This window comes from Butyrivibrio sp. (assembly GCF_017940685.1).
GTDB lineage: Bacteria > Bacillota > Clostridia > Lachnospirales > Lachnospiraceae > Butyrivibrio.
In genome coordinates this window covers 81825-102727 of record NZ_JAGAYD010000244.1, presented here as the reverse complement: position 1 = coordinate 102727, position 20903 = coordinate 81825, and the positions used below count along the sequence as shown (strand labels likewise).

The window sequence follows — 20903 nt, the reverse complement described above, 5'->3', positions numbered from 1 at the left end:
TACAAGGTTGAGCATATACTGATTTAAGTTACTCATTATGGCATTAAGAAATTCATCAGTATACTTATCACCGCTGTTAATGGTAATATCAATCTTTTTGGCTTTAGCTTCATAGTAAGTTTTTGAGTTAAGATGCGGCTCACGAAGAAACACCATCTCGACATTTTTTTCAAGGAAATACTTATAAGTTTTGTAGCCATCCTCGGCATCCCTGCTCATCCTGCTTATTTCGTCAAAGATGATGCAGCTCACCTCGTCTTTCTCGACAAGCTTCATGATCTTTTGCCACTCGGGACGTTTAAAAGATGTCCCGGTGTATGTTTCCTCGATGATCACTGCTTCAGAACAGAATTGGCTTATTGAGTCTATCTGTCTCCTGATCTTTTGTTTTGGGGTAGAAATGCGAGCATAACCCAAGATAATTTTTTGTTTTGACATGTCATTGTCCTCCATATGATATATTTTGATTACGCATATGATTTTCAAGGGCACGACATAGACAGTTCAATGGGCTTAATACGCAAAAATTGACAAATAAATGTATTGCATTAAATCCACAAATAGTATAAGATAATTTTATAAGGAGAAAAAAACATGGATATTATGTACTTTTTTCAAATATTTACAGGAATCATAGTAATTATAGCTTTATACGAGTATCTAACAACCAGATATGCAACATTCACACATGAGCTGAATCACTACAAAGAGGCTTACAAACGCAGTAAATGTGATGCAATCATTCTGCTTAGAACTATATTTGTCAGCGGAAGGCATGAGTTCAAGTGGAAATCCAATAAAGTGACCGTAAAACTTACTCCTATGAGCTTATGGAAACAATTTGAAATGAAGGGCGCTCTTGGGCGTGTATATTTTTCCAATGAATACACCCCCTATAACAATGCGGATCTGACTGCAATTTCAAGGGCAGGCCTACATGGCAGCCTTAAAGGATATGTTGTATCTTCATTGCTACTTGGCATGCTGTATGCGATATTCTGCCTTACAGTCATAAAACTTCCTGTAATGTATGCGGTTGCATGTGGACTCGTTGTCGCACTTACTGGATATCTTAGCTTTTCAGCAATAAAAACGGCATCATACTTTGCCGCAGGAAGAAAACCCGGATGGTCAGATCGCGCTATTGAACTCAATCCCGATGGCTACAAGGAATATCTTAAAGGTTTAGAGCCCAATAATCTGCATACATATAAGGGAATTTCAAAAATGATATAAAAATATGCGAAAAACATATATTTTCCGCATAAATATATGGACATCCATAAACTACCCTGCTATAATATGTTTATGGAAAATACATACTTAAACACAACAAATTCAACAATTAAATATATAGGTCTTAATAATTCTGAGTGCAAAAATCCGGTTTATTACTGCCGGTCAAAGAAAGTGTTTTTATCAGCAGACGATGTTGAGAAAAAAGGCTGCCTAAGAAAGCCTACAGCAGACATGATATCCACAAAGGCATGCCAATGGCTTATGACAACCGAAGAATTCGAGAAATACGAAGAATCTCGTAAAGAAGTCACATCATCCTACGACAGAGAATACAGGGCAAGGAAACGAGGTTATAACAATGGATAAAAAGACCTATTCGGAAAAGACAACTAAGATCCTGGAGACTCTACCTGAGTTCTGCCAGGATTTTCTTTATGGAAAAGGTACTGAAACTGCATACTCTACCATGTATGAGTATGCCAAGGATATAAGCTTTTTTCTTGACTGGCTCATATTAAACCACAAGGATTTTGACGAGCTGAAGAAAGGAACCATATCCATCAGAGATTTAGATAACATAACATCCGATGATATAAATAACTTTCTTGTTACTCTTGGGAAAACCTTAGAAAAAAAGACGCTGGCGCGCAAGAAAGCTACTCTCTCAGTACTCTTCTCCTATCTTTACGATAAAAAAGGGCTTAAAAAGAATCCCATCATCGGATCTTCCAAAGTAAAGCCTGAAGAAAAAGAACTTGTATATCTTACAGATGACGAGCAGAAAGCATTCCTTGACTGCGTATATCACGGCACCGGAATGACGGCAAGGCAGCTCAAACATCACGAACACTATAAGCTCAGAGATTATGTCCTTTATGCTCTTTTACTGGACACAGGCCTTCGAGTATCGGAGCTTACCGGAATAGATATAAAAGATGTTGAAATCGATGATTTTAGCGTATGCGTCCTTAGAAAAGGCGGAAAGGTTGAAACTGTATATTACAGCGACCTTATAGCAGAGCTGCTTGATATGCTGATCTCTAAAAGAAAAGCCGAGGGAGCAACAGAAAAAGATCCTTTGTTTGTAGCCAGCAGCGGCGAGAGGATATCTGTAAGAATGGTCGAGGTCATGACTAAAAAGTATGCCATGCTCTCCGTCCCTAAGAAAGCTGATAAGATATCTCCTCACAAAATGCGTTCAAGTTTCGCCATGACACTGTACAGAAGATCAGAACACAATCTTCTATTGGTACAAAAAAGGTTGTCGCATAAAAATATCACGACAACCAATATCTACGCTAAAGCGGCGAAGGATGAAATTAAAAACAGCAGAAATCTTAATGCAGAGGGAAACACTAATCCTTTTGCCTGAAGATATCTTTGGAGTACGAATCAAACTTTGACAGGGGAATCACATACACCTCAGAATGTTCCTGCTCTCCTATCTCGTAGTCTGATATTGCAAGCATACGGCTTGGATTGTCATCTATCAGACAGTAGGTCGAGATAAAATCTGTTATCTGTTTAAGATCAAAGTTGTCATAGTCAAGAACATCATTTGCGGACTTGTAGATGCTCTTATATAGGACTACTACCCTCTCCTTATATCTTTTAAAAGGGCTATCAGTAAAATATCTATCAAAGGCAGCCACGTAACGGCTCCTGACATTATCATACTGCTCTGTCATCACGCCGCCCCTAAAGCGCACCGAGAACAGCTCCGGGAGTACCACATGAAGTGTTCCATCGTCCAAAACTTCAAAAGATACGTTGGCATCTTCTACAAGTTCATTTTTTATCTCATTTAAAGCCCCAGGAAGACCAAAAACCTTCGGAAATGACCTAAGATGCTGTTCAAGCTTTTGACAGCCGAAAATGGCCCTTCTGGATTCATCTCGGGCCATTTCTATATCATTGTCCTCTACGGCGAGCACTACTCTGCTAACGTTATTATCAATCTTATTCTTCTGTTTTATCATCTCATTGACAAATACTACGTCAGGAGCTTCGTACTTTACTTGTTCACTTGTATTTGGAACTATAGTCTTTATTTTGATCATACATTAACCTCTTGCATTATAATTACACTTATAGTATACTATGATTAACGTCAAAATAACAGAGTTAAAAGAAGTCCGTATTTTCAGTGCGCAGCGCCGAGAATATGGGCTTTTTTCGTTTAGAAAAGCTCTATCTAAACGTATCTCAAGATTTAACTCTTGTAATACAAAACTAAATATTAACCCATAGTAACAGCTCACGACATGGGAGCTGTTTGTTTTTCTCAGAGAAAGGAGAAACGATGAAGAGGAACGTTTTTGTCTCTACCTCTTATGGCAATTCATACGCCTACAAGGCAAGAATGAAGCGCAAAAGAGAATTTAGAGCATCAACCCCCGGCCTTTACAGAAAATTTTATGTAGAGGAACTTGAAACCGGAAAAAGGAGTACAGCAATAACGCTGTCGAGGGGAAGAATCGCAGTCGGTGATGATGTTTGGCGTATGTCAAATAGAAACGATATGTGTGAATACCCTTACAAGATAGTAGAAGGCACGACTTTTCCGCTTTTCTACAAAGAAGTTGCAGGAAAAATTGAAATCCCTATCACCATCGAAGATGAAACAGATGATGAAAGGGCTATTGTTTAAGAAAGAAAGAGGATTTTAATTATGAACATTATTAAGAGAAATGGTAGTGAAGTAGAGTTTAATTCTGAGAAAATCAGGGTTGCAGTTGCCAAGGCTAACAATGCAACACAGGAGTCCGCTCGCATTTCCAATGCGGCAATCGATTATGTGACCAATGAGGTTACAGAGTACGCTGAGAACACTCTTGCTACTCTCTCGGTTGAGGATATCCAGGATAAGATCGAGAACGTTCTTATGAAGGTTGGCCCTGAGGTAGCACGTAACTTTATCAACTACCGTTACAAGAGAGCGCTTGTAAGAAAGGCCAATACTACAGACGAGCAGATTCTTGCACTTCTTGAGCGCAACAATGAGGAAGCAAAGCAGGAAAACTCAAACAAGAATCCTATAATCAACTCAACTCAGAGAGATTATATGGCGGGCGAGGTTTCAAAAGACCTTACCATGAGAATGCTTCTTCCTGAGGATGTAGTAAAGGCTCACAAGGAAGGTATTATCCACTTCCATGATGCAGACTACTTTGCACAGCACATGCATAACTGCTGTCTTGTAAACCTTGATGACATGCTTCAGAACGGAACTGTTATCGGTTCTACTCTTATCGAGAAGCCTCACAGCTTTTCAACAGCATGTAACATCGGTATGCAGGCAGTAGCTCAAGTTGCTTCATCTCAGTATGGTGGACAGACAATCTCAGCAGCTCACCTTGCTAAGTTCATCGATGTATCAAGGCAGTCAATCAGAAAAGAGATCCTTTCTGAAAATGAGGATGCCGGTATCGAGATGACAGATCAGCAGATCGAGAAGGTACTTGCAAAGCGCCTTTACAAGGAAATTCAGAAGGGCGTACAGACCATTCAGTATCAGATTATTACCCTGATGACAACTAATGGTCAGGCTCCTTTCCTCTCCGTCTACATGGATCTCAATGAAGCTCCTGAAGGATCGGCAAGAGATGACCTTGCAATGATGATCGAAGAAATCTTAAGACAGCGCATCCAGGGTGTGAAGAATGAAAAGGGCGTATGGATTACCCCTGCATTCCCCAAGCTCTTGTATGTACTTGATGATTTTAATGATCATGAAGGCTCTAAATACTGGAGTCTTACCAATGTTGCTGCACAATGTACAGCAAAGCGCATGGTGCCGGATTATATTTCAGCAAAGATCATGCGTGAGTACAAGCAGGGCGATGTATACGGCTGTATGGGATGTCGTTCATTCCTTACACCTGACAATGAGAACAACGCAGAAGGCCTTTGCAATGCTGACAACAAGGCAAATGCAAAGAATTTCTATGAAGGTGAGCATAAGTATTATGGACGCTTCAATCAGGGCGTTGTAACACTTAACCTTGTAGATGTTGCTTGTTCTTCAGGCAAGGACATGGATAAGTTTTGGCAGCTTATGGAGGAGCGTTCAGAACTCGTTCACAAGGCTCTTAGATGCCGTCATGAGCGTCTTCTTGGAACACCTTCAGATGTTGCACCTATCCTTTGGCAGAACGGAGCTCTTGCAAGACTTAAGAAGGGCGAGACAATCGACAAGCTGCTGTATGGTAACTACTCTACTATCTCCTACGGCTACGCAGGACTTTATGAGTGTGTTTACTACATGACAGGCCACTCTCACACTGATCCTGAGGCAAAGGATTTTGCACTCAAGATCATGCAGCATATGAATGACAAGTGCGCTGAGTGGAGAAAGGCTGAGAATATCGCTTACTCTGTATATGGAACTCCTCTTGAGTCTACAACCTACAGATTTGCTAAGGCGCTCCAGAAGAGATTTGGCATCATTCCTGAGGTTACAGACCATGACTACATCACAAACAGCTACCACGTTAATGTAAGGGAGCACATAGACTCGTTTAAAAAGCTTGCTTTTGAGGCTGAGTTCCAGAGACTTTCTCCCGGAGGAGCAATCTCCTACGTTGAGATGGCAGACCTTACAAACAACATTGAAGCTGTACTTGCTCACATTCAGTTTATGTCTCAGAATATCATGTATGCTGAGATGAACATGAAGAGTGATTACTGTGAGTGCTGTGGTTATGACGGCGAGATCAAGATCGTTCACGATGAGAACGACAAGCTCGTTTGGGAATGCCCTAACTGTGGAAACCGCGATGAGTCCAAAATGAACGTTGCTAGACGTACATGTGGCTATATCGGTTCAAACTTCTGGAATCAGGGCAGAACACAGGAAATTGAACAGAGATTTGTACATATTTCTGTACCAAAGCTCAGTAAGGCGGTGTAAGCTCTTGTTTCCTAAGATACTATTTAAAAATGAGCAAGGTCGGATTATTCCGGCCTTGTTTTATAAAGGAGAAAGATGAATTACGGACAGATATATTATAACGATGTGGCAAATGGTATTGGTTGTCGCACTTCACTATTTGTATCAGGATGCACACATCACTGCAAAGGATGTTTTAATGAGAAAACATGGGATTTTGCCTATGGTGAAGCCTATACAAAGAAAATCGAGGATGACATAATCGAATCTTTAAAACCATCATACATAGATGGTCTTACAATCCTTGGCGGCGAGCCAATGGAGATAGTCAACCAAAAACACATAAGGCCACTTATCGAAAGGATAAAAAAGAAAGCTCCGAAAGCAACTATCTGGATATATTCAGGTTATACTTTTGAAGAACTGACAGATTCTGACAATAAGCGCTGCCACAGCGATGATACAATGGCAATCCTCTCTGCAATAGATGTTCTTGTAGATGGAGAATTTGTCGAAGCAAAAAAGGATCTGACATTAAGATTTAGAGGTTCTTCCAATCAGCGTGTCATTGATATGAAAAAGACACTTGCTGAAAGAAAGGTTGTGCTTTCAAAATACAATGATAAGGACAACTCAAGAATCTAATAAGTCCACTACTCCCCTGCTCTATCACAGAGCCAGGGGAGTTTTTGGTTGAAAAATAAGGTTGAAAGAAAACTACGCCTATGGTAAAATAACAGTAACGTCAAACAATATGCGTAAAAATCTGTAAGAGTCATGGCTTTATAGCCGTGGCTCTTTTTGACGTTTCATATAGATTTTCTTTAAATTCCGCTCGATTCAGAGCGTTTAAATATATCACTACTTAAAATTTCATACCTAAGGAGGGAAGAAAAATGAAGAACTTCGACATTGAAGGACAACTTACCCTTGATGGATTTCTTGTTGCCAGTGTCCCTTTGGGATATATCGACGGAGCAAAGAAAGGTAACATGATTCCTTTTCAAAAACTCAAGGATTTTATTGGCAAGAAGGTTATCTATCAGTCGGAAACAGGAGCAACGGGTGATAAGAAGTACGGTTACAAAGTAGTCCTTATTAAAGACTATTTTGAAGGATCAGACCAGTTCTTTTCTAAAACCGAGAACGGGAATATCACCTACATGAACGAATACGTTAGATCCTTGTCTTCAGAAGATGTGAAGAAGCAGTATCAGCCTGCATTTGTGTGTGACAGGATTGCCTATTCTGATGATGACAGAACTTCCAAGAAGGCTAATTCTTGGCTTTCAGAAGTGTACTGTCTGGGCGGAAGGTATCAGATAACACACAACTCTTCTTCAGTATCATTTTTTGAATATAAGGCAATGTGAAGGAGGACACTTATGAACGAACTTTTTATCAACTTCAATGACCCGCGCAATAGCTGGAGTCTTGAAAAGGTATATGAAATTACAAAGCTTATAAAGGAGTATGTAGACAGACGTGACTACCATGAAGTTAGGCTTCTTTCAGTAGAGGACAACACATGGAGCGATGCTGCTAATCAGAGATATGACATCGAGATCACCTTTATCAGCGATGGCGGCCTTCAGTGGCAAAAGCTCCTCATTATGAAGGGTGAAGTCATCGACGGCTTGCAGTTTCATAAAAGATACGAGGAATACTATCCTGACGGAGCAAACCGTTCAGGGAGAATTAAACAGATTGACCGTAAAGAAGCGGTATAAGGAGGGTGACATGAATTATTACTATACAAACTTTTATCGCTGGGAGCAGCCTCTTATCAATGCTCTCAGAAAAAAAGGCTATTTTGTCTACGGAGTAAGAGACTGTGAAGGCACATACAGTATCGAGGACAGGGTTATCGTCAATAATGTTGGATTCCTTGTTACGGATGAAAAGCTTAACGCTCCTATCTCTGAGAAAAAGCTGGCTACTCTTGGTATAGAGGATATAGCAATCGCTGACAAGATCAGGGAAATTGCAGAATCTATCAGAGAGGACCTGGCTCTTGAAAAGGCAAGATACAACCTTGGAGCAAAGGAAAGAGAACTTAAATGGGAAGAAGCCATGAAGATTCAGGAAAACCGTTTGGAAAGAGACAGATACTACAATCTTTCACTCAGAAAGGATAATCCGGTCAAGCTTCCAAACGGTTACGGCATCAGGTTTCAGACCATTTACGACAATGGTAATGGCACCCAGAGAGTGATGTACTTTATCACAGATCCTGAAGGAAAGATTGTTGTTAACTCCACAGAGGAGACATTCAACCTTAATGCCAGGTACTCAAGAATGGCAAAAGTGATAGCTACTAATCACTGCATTGCAGTATAAGGAGCAATTATGAGGAAACTAATAACTATTTTTAAAGGAAAGGAATAAACGAGTCCTCGGTAAACCGAGGTTCCCTTGAGACTAGCATGGTAAAGAGAGGGAATTGTCTGTGTGGTATCAAGTCCACCTAAATAAAACTGTTGAACAGACAATTTTAAATAAAAAGCTATGGAGTGTCGGTTGTAACGGACAAGTTAAATCGGCACTTGCCGTAAGAACTTGTTGCGAGCGTTACTAAATAATAACAAGAATAAGACCACGGCGGTTATAGCTTTATCCACGAAACGAGAAATCGTTAGTGGTGTTTATGACAATCAAAAGGTGTGATGCAGATAATGAATTTCTTACATTTGACCGCATCATAAAAATACGCAGCATAGTTGAGAAGTACGGAGAGGATAAGTGCTATATATCCTTCTCAGGAGGAAAGGACTCTACTGTACTTTCTCATCTTGTTGATTTGGCAGTCCCGGGAAATAAGATTCCCAGGATATATGCCAATACAGGAATTGAGCTTAACGCAGTAAGGGAATTTGTTCTTGAGCTGCAAAAGGATGATCCAAGGATAGAGATAATAAAGCCGTCTGTTAATATAAAGACCGCTTTAGAAAGGGATGGTTATCCCTTTAAGTCAAAGGAGCACTCCATGTACGTTGATATCTATCAGCGAAATGGTATGTGCAGGACCGTTGACAGATATCTTAATCCTGAAGAAAGCCGCAAGACTTTCGGATGTCCTGACAGCCTTAGGTATCAGTTTACGCCGGAGTTTAAGCTTAAGTGTTCAAAGAAATGTTGCTACAACATGAAAGAAAAGCCCATGGAGGACTACGCAAGAGCTAATGACAGGCCAATATGCTTTATTGGACTTCTTGGCGATGAGAAAGGTGGAAGAAACCAGGCAAAGTGCCTTGTAGATGCTGCTTTTGGCAAACACTTCCAGCCCCTCACAGCTGTAGATCATGAATGGGAAGAGTATTTCATTAAGCACGAGAACATAAAGCTCTGTAAATTGTATTATCCGCCTTATAACTTTGAAAGGACCGGATGTAAGGGTTGCCCTTACAACATTAATTTGCAGCAGACTCTTGATACCTTAGGACAGTTCTTTCCTAGCGAGAGAAAACAGTGCGAACTGATCTGGGGCCCTGTGTATGATGAATATAGAAGGCTCGGTTATCGCCTCAAGAGAAAGGGGCAGATAAAAGGTCAGATAAGCATTTTTGACTGTGCCTGTTGATTAAAAAAATAGAGCGCTTTCACATTGTTGAAGGCGCTTTATTTTTTTGTAGAATTTAGTACTTTACATTAAGTGTATTAAATGCTAAACTATTTATAACGTCAAAGAACATAGTTAAAATAATTAAGAGTCATAGCAGATAGCTATGGCTCTTTTTTGCGTTAGGAAGGAGGTAGAGTGAATACCATAATGATAGCTCCTGCAAAGGTAGAGCCAGCATCCAAAGGAAGCTTGGCGGCTTTTGCGGAAGGAAAAAACAAGAAGGGCGAATTCGTCCGGCTCAGAATCCAAGAATACTGTGAGGGAGCTAAACCCATATACCGGCTTATAATTGCCGAGGGTAAGCTTGCAAGCGAGATCAAAGAGAATGTCAAAATAAACGACTATCTCATGATCACTGGAGAAGAGCACGGGTATACAAACAAAGCCGGTCATGATGAAATCTTCATCAAAATGACAAGCTTTCAGGTAATGAAAAAGCCCGAGAAGAAAGAAGCATCTACTACTACTGCCCTTCCTGAAGGCGCAGTCATGGACAGCATTACGCTGTAAATGAAAGGAGGTACGATGATTCTGGCAGTAATTGTATTCTGCTTGATGATGCCGGTCATATTGTTTATAGCAATGACCGAAAAGGCTAAAGCAGCAGAACAGAAAAAACAATGGCATGCGGAACACATTGACGTTTCGTACCGCAAGCCATCTCCCTGTGAAGACAAAAACATAAAGTTTATCAGGGCGGTAAATAAATATGTTGTTAACAGCATTGAGGGTGTCACTGATATCAAGGTGATAGGTGATTATCTCAGAAATGTTGTTACAGTGTATGTTTGGACAAAAGAGGGCCGTCAAAAGCTAACATTGTTCAAACAGCACACAGATAAAGGTTGGGAGTTTACAGAGAAAACTGCCACCGAGGAACCCACTTCTCCGGAGGAAGATAATACTCCTAAAGGGGAAGATTTCAACGAAGATGATGATGCAATGGTTAATGCATTGTAATTGTTATCAAAACATTTTATGGCGGAAAACAGCACACGGGCACCGCAGAAAGGTTGATTTATGAACAAAGTAGAAATTACAGGAAGACTTACAAAGGATGTTGATGTTAGAGCAAACGGAGATAGCAAGGTTGCTAGACTCACTGTTGCGTGTGATAGAAAGCTCACCAAGGAGCAGAGACAGAAAGAAGGCGTGCAGACAGCAGACTTCATTTCGGTTGTTGCATTTGGCAAGAGCGCTGAGTTTCTTGAGAAGTATTTTAAGAAGGGATCAGCTATCGAGGTAACAGGAAGAATCCAGACCGGAAGCTACACAAACAAGGATGGTGTTAAGATCTACACTACCGATGTTGTGGCTGAGGATATCGGATTCGGCGTTGGCGCTAAGGCAAGCTCTGGTAACGGAAATGCTGAGGGCGGAAATAACGCAGCACAGACATCAGCTCCTGCCGATGAGGATGGATTCCTTGATATTCCTGATGGACTTGATGAGGAGCTTCCTTTCAACTAAATCGGAAGCCTATCCTGTAACTTAATAACGTAAACATAAAGAGCCTTGAGGAAATTACTCCTTAAGGCTCTTTGTTTTTAGGAGGAAAATGCACATGAATATGCTTCAGAAATACTATGCGGGAGTTCTCGCAGATATGATCAATGTAAAAAAAGAGGGAACTGCAAAAGCAGATGACATTACCACGATTTTGAAGGGTATGTCAGTTCTTGCAGAGTCTTCAGAGAGGATAGACGGGTCCGGCGCTACCGAAACAATTGCCTGGATTCCTCTTAAGTTTAAGAGAATGCTCTTTTATGCACTGTACGGAGCAGCCAAGAATACCAAAGCAGTAGTTGAGCTCAGGAAAGGTGAGTGGGCCAAGGCTGTATGCACTCTTTCAGGAACACTTGATGGTGAAACCTATGAGTATACAGCAGAGGCTACACAGGCTTTCTCATCAACTGAGCCTTTCGGCGGACTCTCTGATGATGTCAGAAACAGCCGCATGATCGACTACGCACTGGCAAAGGCTGAGAAGATTGCTTTGTACAATGCCGGGATCTGCATGGACTTCACAGGAGACATCGAAGAGCCCTCTCCTACTCCCGGAAACGACAAGCTCCCTGAGGAGACCGTTTCTGAGGATGTGGCCAAAGCTTTAACCGCTGCACTTGAAGCTGAAAAGGCTGGCAGCACAAATTCCAAGGATGACGGAACTGTAACGGATCTGTCAGATGCGCCCAATGAGATAAAGGACGTAATTCTTGAGAATGATAAGAAGCTTAAGGAAAAGGAGGAGGCAGATACACCTACCGAAGATCTTACTACTGTTCACTTTGGTCCCAAGACCGGAAGTGACCTTGCCGGGATGACTCCCAAGTATATTGCTTGGATGCTTAATCAGCTCGATTGCGGCAAGCAGTCAGACTCAGAAGCTTATTACGAGACTGTAAAGCAGCTTGTGATGGCAAATGAGCAGGCAAAGAAGATCTACGATATGCAGTCCAAAAGAGCATCTTGATAATCTTATCTTCTGCGGATGAGATTTCAGGAGGAATCATATATTGACGAAGGCAGAAAAGTACATGATAACGCTATCAATAGTAAGCAGTCTGCTTACCATAATAGTCGATATCGTGTCATTACTTGATTATCTTTTGTAATATAACCTAAAGGGACATGCTGATAAGAGCGGAGTAAATATAGACGCACGAAGTATTCACAGTACTTCTTTTATTACATCCGCAGGGCGAGGAAGAGTTTACAGAAACTCTTATCAGCTCGTTCTATTTACAGAGAACTTAACTGATGGTATATTATAAGTAGTCAATATATGAGAGACTTCAACCGCCTGATGCTGTGAACATCAGGAATAACGGTCAAATCTCAAATAAACAAAACAGGGCTTTCTCTTTGGAGGGAGCTCTTTTTGTTTGCTCTTTACTTTTATTTACGCTCATAGTATAATATTCATAACGTCAAATAGTATATCGTTAAATCCATGAAAGTCGCTTATTCCAAGCGGCTTTTTTGACGTTTTCATATAGATTTCCCAAAATAACGTCCTTACGGGCGATTAAATAAATATCTGACAAACGAAAGGAGGCATGTGTATGCCGAGAAAGAATGCACAGCCTATTGCTCTTTGCGATACATCAAATATGACAAATGAGCAGTGGCTACTAATGAGGACCGGCAAGCTCCACAATATTCCATGCACTGTTGGTGGAAGTGAGGTTGCTGCGACAAAGGATGAGTCTCCCTGGGTATGTTCCAAGGAGATTGCAGACAAAAAGCGAGGGATCAAGCCCGCTATTAAAAAGGAATTTAACGAGGAAAACAAGCAGATGGGCCACATTTTTGAGCCTTATGTACAGGAAATGACTATCTTATGGTTCGAAAAGAACTACGGTATAAAGCTTACTGTATGTAAGACCATAGCTGAGTTCAATGCCTGTCAGAATGGTATTTATAATGACAGACACTGGTATCAGTGCGGTATCAAAAATGAAGATGGAAGTCTTAAATACCCTCAGGCTGTAGCCGATGTTGATGGCCTTATCAAAGTCAATGGAAGAATAGGTGTCTTGGAGTATAAGACAACAAATCCTGACGGCGAGACCGGAAGAAAGACACTGGCTAAATGGCAGAACGGGATAATCCCGGAGTACTACTTCTATCAGCCTAATCACTACATGGCAGTTTTAAATGTGGATTATGCGTTTATATGCTGTGCATGGGGGTTTGGCCTTCAGAAATTTGCCTGCATTCCTCTTGAAAGAAACCTTGCTTTTGAAGATGAGATGCTTGAAGCTGAAAAGAAATTCGCAAAGGATGTAGTGGACGGTGAGGAATGGGACACAAAAAACTGTGATCCGGCTCTTCTTGCTAATTATTACACAAGACTTTACGGAACATCAGCTAACGGCAAGAAGGACGCAATACTTCCTTCTGCTTATTTTTCGCTTCTTAAAGGACTCTACGACAGAAAAGAAAAAAGAGCGCAGCTCGAAAAACAGATCGAAGAAATGGATGCGATGGATGAAGAACTTATTGCCATCCTCTCTCCCGTTGTCGGAGATGCTGATTACATTACTTGTCGCAGAGGCAAGGAAACAATCAAAATTAAGGTCAAAACGCCCCGAGAAAAGGTTGAGTGCATAAATGTTGCCTCGACTGTAGAAAAGGCTCATATTGACCTGAATTTGCTCGAAAAAGAATATCCTGGCCTTAAGGACAAGTATATGGTAACTGTATTTGATGCCAAGCAGTTTAAGACAGAAAATCCAACAGCCTATACAAGAGTCCGTACTGAGGCAAAGCCAACAGGAAAAACAAAAACATACGAGGCAACATATAAAAACCTCGATGCATAAAGAGGAAGGGAGGCACAAATGCCTAAAATTAAAAGCAATGCTGCTTTTATTGAGGAGCTTCTTAACCAGACAGGAAATTCCTGGCTGAGTGAAGATTATCTTCATCAGGTAGCAAAAAAGCTTAAGGGCGACGCCTCTTTAAGCTTTTTAAACTCTGATATAAAAAGCGGAAATATCGTAGCAAGGAAGGTTGATGGCAAAGTTTACATTACTCTCCCACCCTACGCATCCGCAGAAGCAAACATAGCCCTTAATATCTTAAGGGTTATGGATGCTCCACACAGGGTTTATCCTGACAAGCTCCTTGACGAAAAGATCAATGAAGTCGAAAAGATAAAGGGCCTTAAACTTCACATAGGACAAAGAGATGCTGTTAAGGCAGCATGTAATAATCTTTTTCTTATTCTGACAGGAGGCCCTGGTACCGGAAAAACCTGCGTGTTGAATGTCATAAATGATGTTCTTCTCATGCTGGGTGATAAAAACATATTGTACTGTGCTCCAACTGGAAAGGCTGCAAGAAGAATTTCTGAGAGTACCGGCTTTGATGCAAAGACAGCTCACAGACTTCTTGAGATCAATCCTGATAAGATGGAGCCAAAACCATTTGATAAGAGTATAGATACTACCATCTGTGATGAGGTATCAATGCTTGACGATTTCCTTGCAGAAGCCTTCTTAAAGGCTGTGCAGACAGGACAGCGTGTTGTATGGGTAGGCGATACAGATCAGCTCCCTTCTGTTGGTTCAGGAGCAGTCCTAAGGGATATTATTTCATCGAAAGTAGTTCCTGTGGCAAGGCTTACAAAGACCTTCAGACAAAAAGGTGAATCAGATCTTGCCGATAATATACAACTTATCAAAAACGGCGACTGGCATCTTCACGCAGGAAAGGATTTTCACCTTTCAAAACCGGTTGAAGGATGCAGTGCAATGGATCAGATCCTGCATTTCTACAAGCAGGAAATTGAAAAGTATGGAGTACAGAATGTAATGGTTTTAACTCCGTACAGGCAGCATGGAGATACTTGTTCTATTGAGGTAAACAAAAGAATCCAACAGATTGTAAACCCTCACCCAAGAGCCCAAATAAAAGTTGGGAGGGAGTTTTATAGGACAGGTGATATGGTAATGTTTTTACAGAACGATGATGACGCATCAAACGGTGATATCGGCGTTATTAAAGACGTTGTAGATAACATGTTTGTGTCAATCAAAGTCAATGGTAAAGAGGTAATGTTCGATAAATTCGAGCTGACAGGAAGGATCACACTGGCCTATGCGATGAGCATTCACAAAAGCCAAGGATCTGAAGCCAAGAGCGTTATCACTCTGATGCTCAACGAACATGAAACCATGCTCCAGAGAAATCTTCTTTATACAGCAGTAACAAGGGCGAAAAAAGAATGTTTTCTTATATGCGAGCCTGAAGCTGTAAAAAAGGCAATAGAAACAGAGGCTTCCTGCCTCAGAACAACAATGCTCTCAGAATACTTAAAGATGTATGCTGAGAAAAAGCACATTAAGGAGGTGGCGTAATGGCAAAGGCAAGTCGTACCATTAGTCATATTGAGGAACAGATGACAAGTAATGCGATTTTTGATACCTGGACTCAGAACTGGGGCATCAAAGTCTATCCCGCCTATGGCATTGATAAGCTGAAATTCAGTTTTATTGAGAAGGGCGCAAGCGGCAAAGGAAAAAGCTTTGATATATATATGGAGTGTCTTAGGGATGGAGCGCAGTGTTTTGATAACTGGGCTTATGACATTCTTCACGGAAGAATGGAAAGGATTCTTGCCAATGAGAAACAGGCAGGCGAGAAGTACCCTAAAGCATTCAAGTATACTACCGGAGAAAATGCTGAGAAGTCTATCGGCATCATGAACTCAACAAATGGTGGCTACTGTATCAATGCTTCTGTCCCCGGCGAAGATGGCAAGAAGATCTTCTGCAATATCCCCATATCATTTCACGATCTTCGTCATATCGCAGAGAGATACGTTGTATCTTATCAGAAGCGTAAAGACGAGCTTGAACAGATAAGGGAAAAAGCAGCTAAGGATCAGGCAAACTGGAGAAATTCACAGGATGCAGCTTCTCAGGAAGTACCTAAGGAACAGCAGAATGTTCAGCCTCAGGCTGAAGCCCCAAAGCCTTCGAATGTTGTCGAGATGACAAAGGCGAAGTTCAAGGTTAAGGCTAAAGCTCCCCTTGCAGACAGCAAGGACGGATGGAAGACCCTTAGAGTACTGGATGCAAGCGGTAAAGAAAGAACCGTAGCTTTCGGGCCTAAGGCAATTGAGAAAACTGGGAAAAGATGGACAGAGTTCATCAACCATCTCAGCGCGCATCCGGCGGCAGAGTTTACCATAACAGCCCAGGAGAATAAGCAGTATTTACAGTTCATCGCTTTTTAAGTAAAAAATACCCCTTTAGCAGATATAAGCTAAAGGGGTATATTTTTTGGTGTATCAGATATATCAACCGAAGCTGAAATGATAGAAAACACGTCCCATGATGTCGTCCTTCAAGACATAAGGAGACTTAAAAAATCTTGAGTCTGTACTGTGTTCCCTGTTATCTCCCATCACGAAGTATGAGCCATCAGGTACAGTAAAGGACTTATCACAGTTAGTCTCAATATCTTCATCAAGATAAGCTGATTCATCACAGATAAGACCATTGATATATACATATCCGTCATGGAACTCTATCTCATCGCCAGGAACTCCAATGATCCTCTTTAAGAGGTATCTATTATATTCTTCTGACTTAAATGCGATGATGTCGCCTCTTTGAGGCTCTTTTGTCATGTATGCGAGTTTATTGACTATGGTAAATTCATCCGTCATGATGGTAGGCTCCATTGAACCGCTCTCAACATGAGTAAACTGGACAACGAAGATACTCAAGAACAAGCACCCTGCCAGAATGATTATCGAACAAAAGAGCATTCCCTTATCAATAATAGGCTCTGACTTCTTTGTTTCCTTTGCCTTACGCTTATCTTCTACTTCCTCTTCTTCATCCTCTTCAAAATGTGGGATTTTCTTCCCCTTCTTTGAACCGCCGTCACCACCGTTTCTCTTTTTGATGATAAATACTACCAAAAGGATAAGTGCAATGACTAAAAGTACAATACCCGCTATCTGTATTGGACCAATCGCAGGAGCTTTCTTTACAAGCATTTCAACATATGCTGTATAAGTAGCATTGTTCCCTGCCTTATCCGTTGCTACAAGGGTGATCTCGTTATTACCCTCTCTCAGAGTAGCTGTTACATCAAAATAGCCTCTTTCATCAACTTCTACTTCCTGCGTACCGTTATACAAGGTCTCAAAATCTGATACGTTACCGCTAAAAGAGATTGAGTTGTTATAGGTACTTGTGCCGGAAATATCATCTTCTATCTTGAGAATTGGAGGTACAGTATCAACGATAACGAAATCCGTAAATGATTTCATGTTACCATCATCATCTACCACATAAACGATAACATTGTTATCGCCCTCTGTGACCGGTACTTCAAAGTCGTTGTCACCTACTTCGAGCTTGCCGGATGCCCCAACGATATTTCCATTGTCAACATACTTTAATGTGTACTGCTCTCCTACTGTTGCAATACCGTGTCTTGTTGCGGTGTTGATGTATTCTGATGAGTCAAAAACAATCTGAGCATCGGGATTGTAATTATTCCTTATGACATAAGTTACTTCTGCGCCGGAGATGCCGGATGAAGTTGCAGGAACAACACTCAAAATAATTTCGTCTACGCTGTCACCCACAGGGCATTCGTAATACATCTGCTTTACTTTCTCGTTGCCAAGGATCTTTAATGTCTTAGAGTCTGTAACGGTAACATCCACGTTGCCAACACTCTCGTCAGTCCATGTTACAACAATGTTGTCATCCTTCCAGTAATAGCTAAGGCCTGAGATCTCCTTTGATAAAGAGATGTCTCCTGTTACATCCTTAGCGGCTGAATTAGAGGACTTTACACTTACTGTGATCTTGCAGATCTCTTTCTTTTCTGCACTTGCAGGGAACATCTTTGTTGCTTTTACAGTCCACTCTCCTGCCGTTACGTTCTGAACTGTACAGCTCACAGCACCCGATACCGAATCAGTTGTAAAGCCATAAGCCTTCTTGTTAGGAGAAAACAGCTCTACATTATCCGGGGCGAATTCTTCGTTTTCATATTGCAGGGTAAATGTACATTCAGCGTAATTATCCGGGATAGAAACAGATACTTCTTTAATCACCTGTTCCCCATCACCAGTAACCTTATCTTCCGCCATAGAAACTACAGGGAAAGACAGGAACATCATAAATATCATTATCAGAGATATTATTTTTTTACTCATACTACTTCCTTTCTATACGCCAAGTGTGATATTATCTAATTCAGTATATCACATTTAATACACTTATAGTATATACCAAAAGGTGTAATATTGCAACTACGAAAACTTTACAATTATTTTTTTTCTATGGTATATTAAATATAAGTGTACACTTATATAGTGTTACATCAAGATAGTGATATGCTAGATCACAAAACGAAAGGGGATTAAAATGGCTACAAAACAAAGGAGTAATCTGTTCGCAAACAGATTAAAATCCATCAGAATAAGCAGGAAATTAAAACAGGGAGAATTTTGCGAGAGCTTTTCTATATTTTGCGGAATGGATAAGAAGCTCCCGGTATCTACACTTTCATCCTGGGAAATCGGAGCAAAAAGACCAAGCTACGAGGTTCTTGTACAGTTAGCTGATTATTTTGGAATAACTGTTGATTTCCTTATCGGAAGAAGTTCTATTGAGAATGAATCCATTGGTTCAAAAGGTTTTCTATTTCTTGACGACTTCCTCGTAGAGATCGACGAGAAAGACCTTGTTCTTTATGACAGCAAGCCTGTATTCATTACATATAGTGACGGGCAAAAGAATTATGGTGAATGGGGCATATACAACAAACGGAAAGATGTCTTTAGATGCTCAGAGCAGTCTGTGAGACATGCACCGTTCTTTAAGTATTATGCATGTACACCTGATTCATTCCCGCAGCCCAAGCGTATAAGATAAACAGTAAATATCAAAATTGCAATATGTCAGCCTCAGCTGGCATATTTTTTTGTATATTTTGACAAATTTTTAAAAAACTCTTGTATTCGATACACTAAGGGTGTAAATTATTATTAATCCAATTCCTTAAAAATTCTCTTGTTATTGGCGGCAGCGAGACGAGTATCTCGCCGCAGCTTATACCCTTGAGATAAGGGCCTTCCGACAAGTGAATGTCGGTAAAACAGTCATCCTCTCTTACAGAGTGGGTGATTTTTTTATTGCTATTTTTGTATTGTAAAAAATACACAAATGGTGTAATATCACTGTATAAACATTCGCACTTTTTCAAAGGAGGATTTTCATGGCACAGCTTATAAGATGCCCGCACTGCAATAAATTCATAGACAAGGATTCTAATATATGTCCTAAATGCTCGCAACCTCTTACAGACAAGAAACCATCAGCGGAAAAGGAAGAAACTATACAGGAAAAGCCCAGGGTTCAGAAGCCTGAGCCGAAGCCCGCGCCTATACAGGAAGTAGAAGAACCCGAAGTGGTTTATACTGAAACTGAAACACCTGTGTATAAGTCATACGACACTACACCAGAACCGGAGATAGAGCAGCCTGAAGATCCTGTCGTAGATGAACCTGAAGGGCCTGCTTACGAAGAACCGGAACCCACACCTGAGCCAGAGGCCAGAAAGCCGGTAAGAAAAGCCCCTGAACCCGAACCTGAACCGGAAGCGGCTGAGGAAGAACAGATTTCAACTGATAAGGAAATGGAAGCTTTCTATGCCTCAATGCAGCAAAAGAAGCCTGACGATAATAAAGAAGAAAAAACCTCTAATGATGAATCTAAGAGTAAAAAGCTCGCAGGCTTTGCAGGAAATTTTGCTTCCAATATTGTAAATAATTCAAAGGCAATCATTGGAAAAGGCAAAGCAGTAAAAGCAGAAGAACCCGATGAATCCGAAGATGTTTCATATGATGAAGAACCTGAGGAAAGTGCACCCAGAGCAGCATTTAAAAGAGAACGTGCGAAAGCTGAAAGCACAGAGCCGCAGAAACCTACATACAACGCAAATGCTGATGGTTATTATGACTATGTGACCGCAGAGATTGATGCAAGAACAGAGCATGTTACTACGGAAATGGTCATTAAGACTATCTCATTTATTGCTATCGTAATCGTCGTTGTAGTTGGCATGATCAATTTCATCTGATAATGAGGCATATATGAAGAAAAATAATTCGTTTTTAGCATACAAAGAATTACCGGCATGTATAAAAGGACAACTCATATCATTTATAATGCTGGGAGCAGGACTGATAATCTTTGGCCTGTCTTTGACAATTGGTATGCAGTCGCTAAATATTGCTCTTTTTACACTTATAATCCTTATAGCTTACGCTGCGTACTGCATTTCCTGGAGCTATCCGTTTTTTGCAAATAAAGTGCTCATTATAGAAGGCAAAGTAAAGGATATTGAAAACAACGATAAGACCGAAAAGGGGCTTTCTGGGACGTTTGCAAGGGAACTTGTAAGATATACCTTCACTCTTGACGTTAACGGCAATGATGTGAGCGTTATCAAGACTGGCAATAAGATCAGAAAAAAAGATGCCAACGTGATACTCTATGTGCCGGAAGATGCAGTTAACTTGCGTTCGGATGGAACAACGCTTATCAGCAGGATCTTATACGCAGAGATTGTAAAATAAGGCAAAATCAAAGCCCCGCTATCAATTAG

The 20903-nt window shown here is 40.8% G+C and carries 23 protein-coding genes; 20 read left to right on the top strand and 3 right to left on the bottom strand.

Features of this window, described 5'->3' with window-relative positions; translation table 11 throughout:
• The coding region (locus J6I68_RS14810) for a recombinase family protein (protein WP_292221443.1) at positions 1-438 on the bottom strand (438 nt) is incomplete at its 3' end.
• Positions 439-594: 156 nt separating this feature from the next.
• Here J6I68_RS14810 and J6I68_RS14805 point away from each other — a divergent pair.
• From J6I68_RS14805 to J6I68_RS14795, 3 genes are all read left to right on the top strand, one after another.
• Positions 595-1236, top strand: coding sequence for a hypothetical protein (locus tag J6I68_RS14805; protein ID WP_292221442.1), 642 nt, complete (start codon positions 595-597; stop codon positions 1234-1236).
• Between the two features lie 174 nt (positions 1237-1410).
• Positions 1411-1605 (top strand): hypothetical protein, encoded by a 195-nt coding sequence (locus J6I68_RS14800; protein ID WP_292221441.1) that lies wholly within the window; start codon positions 1411-1413, stop codon positions 1603-1605.
• Positions 1598-2611: a tyrosine-type recombinase/integrase gene (locus J6I68_RS14795; protein WP_292221439.1), complete on the top strand. Its 1014-nt coding sequence runs from the start codon at positions 1598-1600 to the stop codon at positions 2609-2611. The genes J6I68_RS14800 and J6I68_RS14795 overlap by 8 nt, the downstream gene beginning before the upstream one ends.
• Here the strand turns inward: J6I68_RS14795 and J6I68_RS14790 are convergent.
• Entirely contained in the window at positions 2595-3299 is a 705-nt protein-coding gene (locus J6I68_RS14790; protein WP_292221437.1) for a DUF6100 family protein, read from the bottom strand. The two genes, J6I68_RS14795 and J6I68_RS14790, sit on opposite strands and share 17 nt — an antisense overlap.
• Positions 3300-3541: 242 nt before the next feature.
• Here J6I68_RS14790 and J6I68_RS14785 point away from each other — a divergent pair, with 242 nt between their 5' ends.
• The 14 genes from J6I68_RS14785 (at position 3542) to J6I68_RS14720 (ending at position 16500) form a co-directional block, all read left to right on the top strand.
• Positions 3542-3889, top strand: coding sequence for a hypothetical protein (locus J6I68_RS14785; RefSeq protein WP_292221436.1), 348 nt, complete (start codon positions 3542-3544; stop codon positions 3887-3889).
• Between the two features lie 21 nt (positions 3890-3910).
• Complete coding sequence (gene nrdD, locus J6I68_RS14780; RefSeq protein WP_292221435.1) at positions 3911-6151, top strand: anaerobic ribonucleoside-triphosphate reductase; 2241 nt, start codon at positions 3911-3913, stop codon at positions 6149-6151.
• Between the two features lie 75 nt (positions 6152-6226).
• Positions 6227-6775, top strand: a complete 549-nt coding sequence (nrdG, locus tag J6I68_RS14775) for an anaerobic ribonucleoside-triphosphate reductase activating protein (RefSeq protein ID WP_292221433.1) — start codon at positions 6227-6229, stop codon at positions 6773-6775.
• A 251-nt stretch (positions 6776-7026) separates the two neighbouring features.
• Positions 7027-7503 carry a hypothetical protein gene (locus J6I68_RS14770; RefSeq protein ID WP_292221431.1) on the top strand — a complete coding sequence of 159 codons (477 nt, stop codon included), beginning with the start codon at positions 7027-7029 and terminating at the stop codon, positions 7501-7503.
• Positions 7504-7515: 12 nt separating this feature from the next.
• On the top strand, positions 7516-7860 hold the full coding sequence (locus J6I68_RS14765) for a hypothetical protein (protein WP_292221429.1): 345 nt from the start codon (positions 7516-7518) through the stop codon (positions 7858-7860).
• Between the two features lie 10 nt (positions 7861-7870).
• On the top strand, positions 7871-8470 hold the full coding sequence (locus tag J6I68_RS14760) for a hypothetical protein (RefSeq protein ID WP_292221428.1): 600 nt from the start codon (positions 7871-7873) through the stop codon (positions 8468-8470).
• 307 nt (positions 8471-8777) lie between these two features.
• A complete protein-coding gene (locus J6I68_RS14755; RefSeq protein ID WP_292221427.1) occupies positions 8778-9710 on the top strand; it encodes a phosphoadenosine phosphosulfate reductase domain-containing protein in 933 nt (310 codons plus the stop codon).
• Positions 9711-9887: 177 nt separating this feature from the next.
• Complete coding sequence (locus J6I68_RS14750; RefSeq protein ID WP_292221425.1) at positions 9888-10262, top strand: hypothetical protein; 375 nt, start codon at positions 9888-9890, stop codon at positions 10260-10262.
• Positions 10263-10277: 15 nt separating this feature from the next.
• Positions 10278-10712: a hypothetical protein gene (locus J6I68_RS14745; protein ID WP_292221423.1), complete on the top strand. Its 435-nt coding sequence runs from the start codon at positions 10278-10280 to the stop codon at positions 10710-10712.
• 60 nt (positions 10713-10772) lie between these two features.
• Positions 10773-11222, top strand: coding sequence for a single-stranded DNA-binding protein (locus J6I68_RS14740; RefSeq protein ID WP_292221422.1), 450 nt, complete (start codon positions 10773-10775; stop codon positions 11220-11222).
• A 94-nt stretch (positions 11223-11316) separates the two neighbouring features.
• Positions 11317-12225 carry a hypothetical protein gene (locus J6I68_RS14735; protein ID WP_292221420.1) on the top strand — a complete coding sequence of 303 codons (909 nt, stop codon included), beginning with the start codon at positions 11317-11319 and terminating at the stop codon, positions 12223-12225.
• A gap of 592 nt (positions 12226-12817) precedes the next feature.
• The gene (locus J6I68_RS14730; protein ID WP_292221419.1) at positions 12818-14080 is read left to right on the top strand and encodes a YqaJ viral recombinase family protein; all 1263 of its coding nucleotides are present in this window, start codon (positions 12818-12820) and stop codon (positions 14078-14080) included.
• Between the two features lie 18 nt (positions 14081-14098).
• The gene (locus tag J6I68_RS14725; RefSeq protein WP_292221418.1) at positions 14099-15619 is read left to right on the top strand and encodes an ATP-dependent DNA helicase; all 1521 of its coding nucleotides are present in this window, start codon (positions 14099-14101) and stop codon (positions 15617-15619) included.
• Positions 15619-16500: a hypothetical protein gene (locus J6I68_RS14720; RefSeq protein ID WP_292221417.1), complete on the top strand. Its 882-nt coding sequence runs from the start codon at positions 15619-15621 to the stop codon at positions 16498-16500. Before J6I68_RS14725 ends, J6I68_RS14720 begins: the two co-directional genes overlap by 1 nt.
• Before the next feature lie 63 nt (positions 16501-16563).
• Here J6I68_RS14720 and lepB read toward each other — a convergent pair whose 3' ends face one another.
• Positions 16564-18447 carry a signal peptidase I gene (lepB, locus tag J6I68_RS14715; protein ID WP_292221416.1) on the bottom strand — a complete coding sequence of 628 codons (1884 nt, stop codon included), beginning with the start codon at positions 18445-18447 and terminating at the stop codon, positions 16564-16566.
• Positions 18448-18658: 211 nt separating this feature from the next.
• Between lepB and J6I68_RS14710 the strand changes: the two genes are divergently transcribed.
• The 3 genes from J6I68_RS14710 to J6I68_RS14700 all read left to right on the top strand — a co-directional run bounded on the left by J6I68_RS14710 (position 18659) and on the right by J6I68_RS14700 (position 20874).
• Positions 18659-19168 carry a helix-turn-helix domain-containing protein gene (locus J6I68_RS14710; protein ID WP_292221414.1) on the top strand — a complete coding sequence of 170 codons (510 nt, stop codon included), beginning with the start codon at positions 18659-18661 and terminating at the stop codon, positions 19166-19168.
• A 343-nt stretch (positions 19169-19511) separates the two neighbouring features.
• A complete protein-coding gene (locus J6I68_RS14705; RefSeq protein WP_292221413.1) occupies positions 19512-20375 on the top strand; it encodes a zinc ribbon domain-containing protein in 864 nt (287 codons plus the stop codon).
• 13 nt (positions 20376-20388) lie between these two features.
• A complete protein-coding gene (locus J6I68_RS14700) occupies positions 20389-20874 on the top strand; it encodes a hypothetical protein (protein ID WP_292221411.1) in 486 nt (161 codons plus the stop codon).
• Positions 20875-20903: the final 29 nt, after the last annotated feature.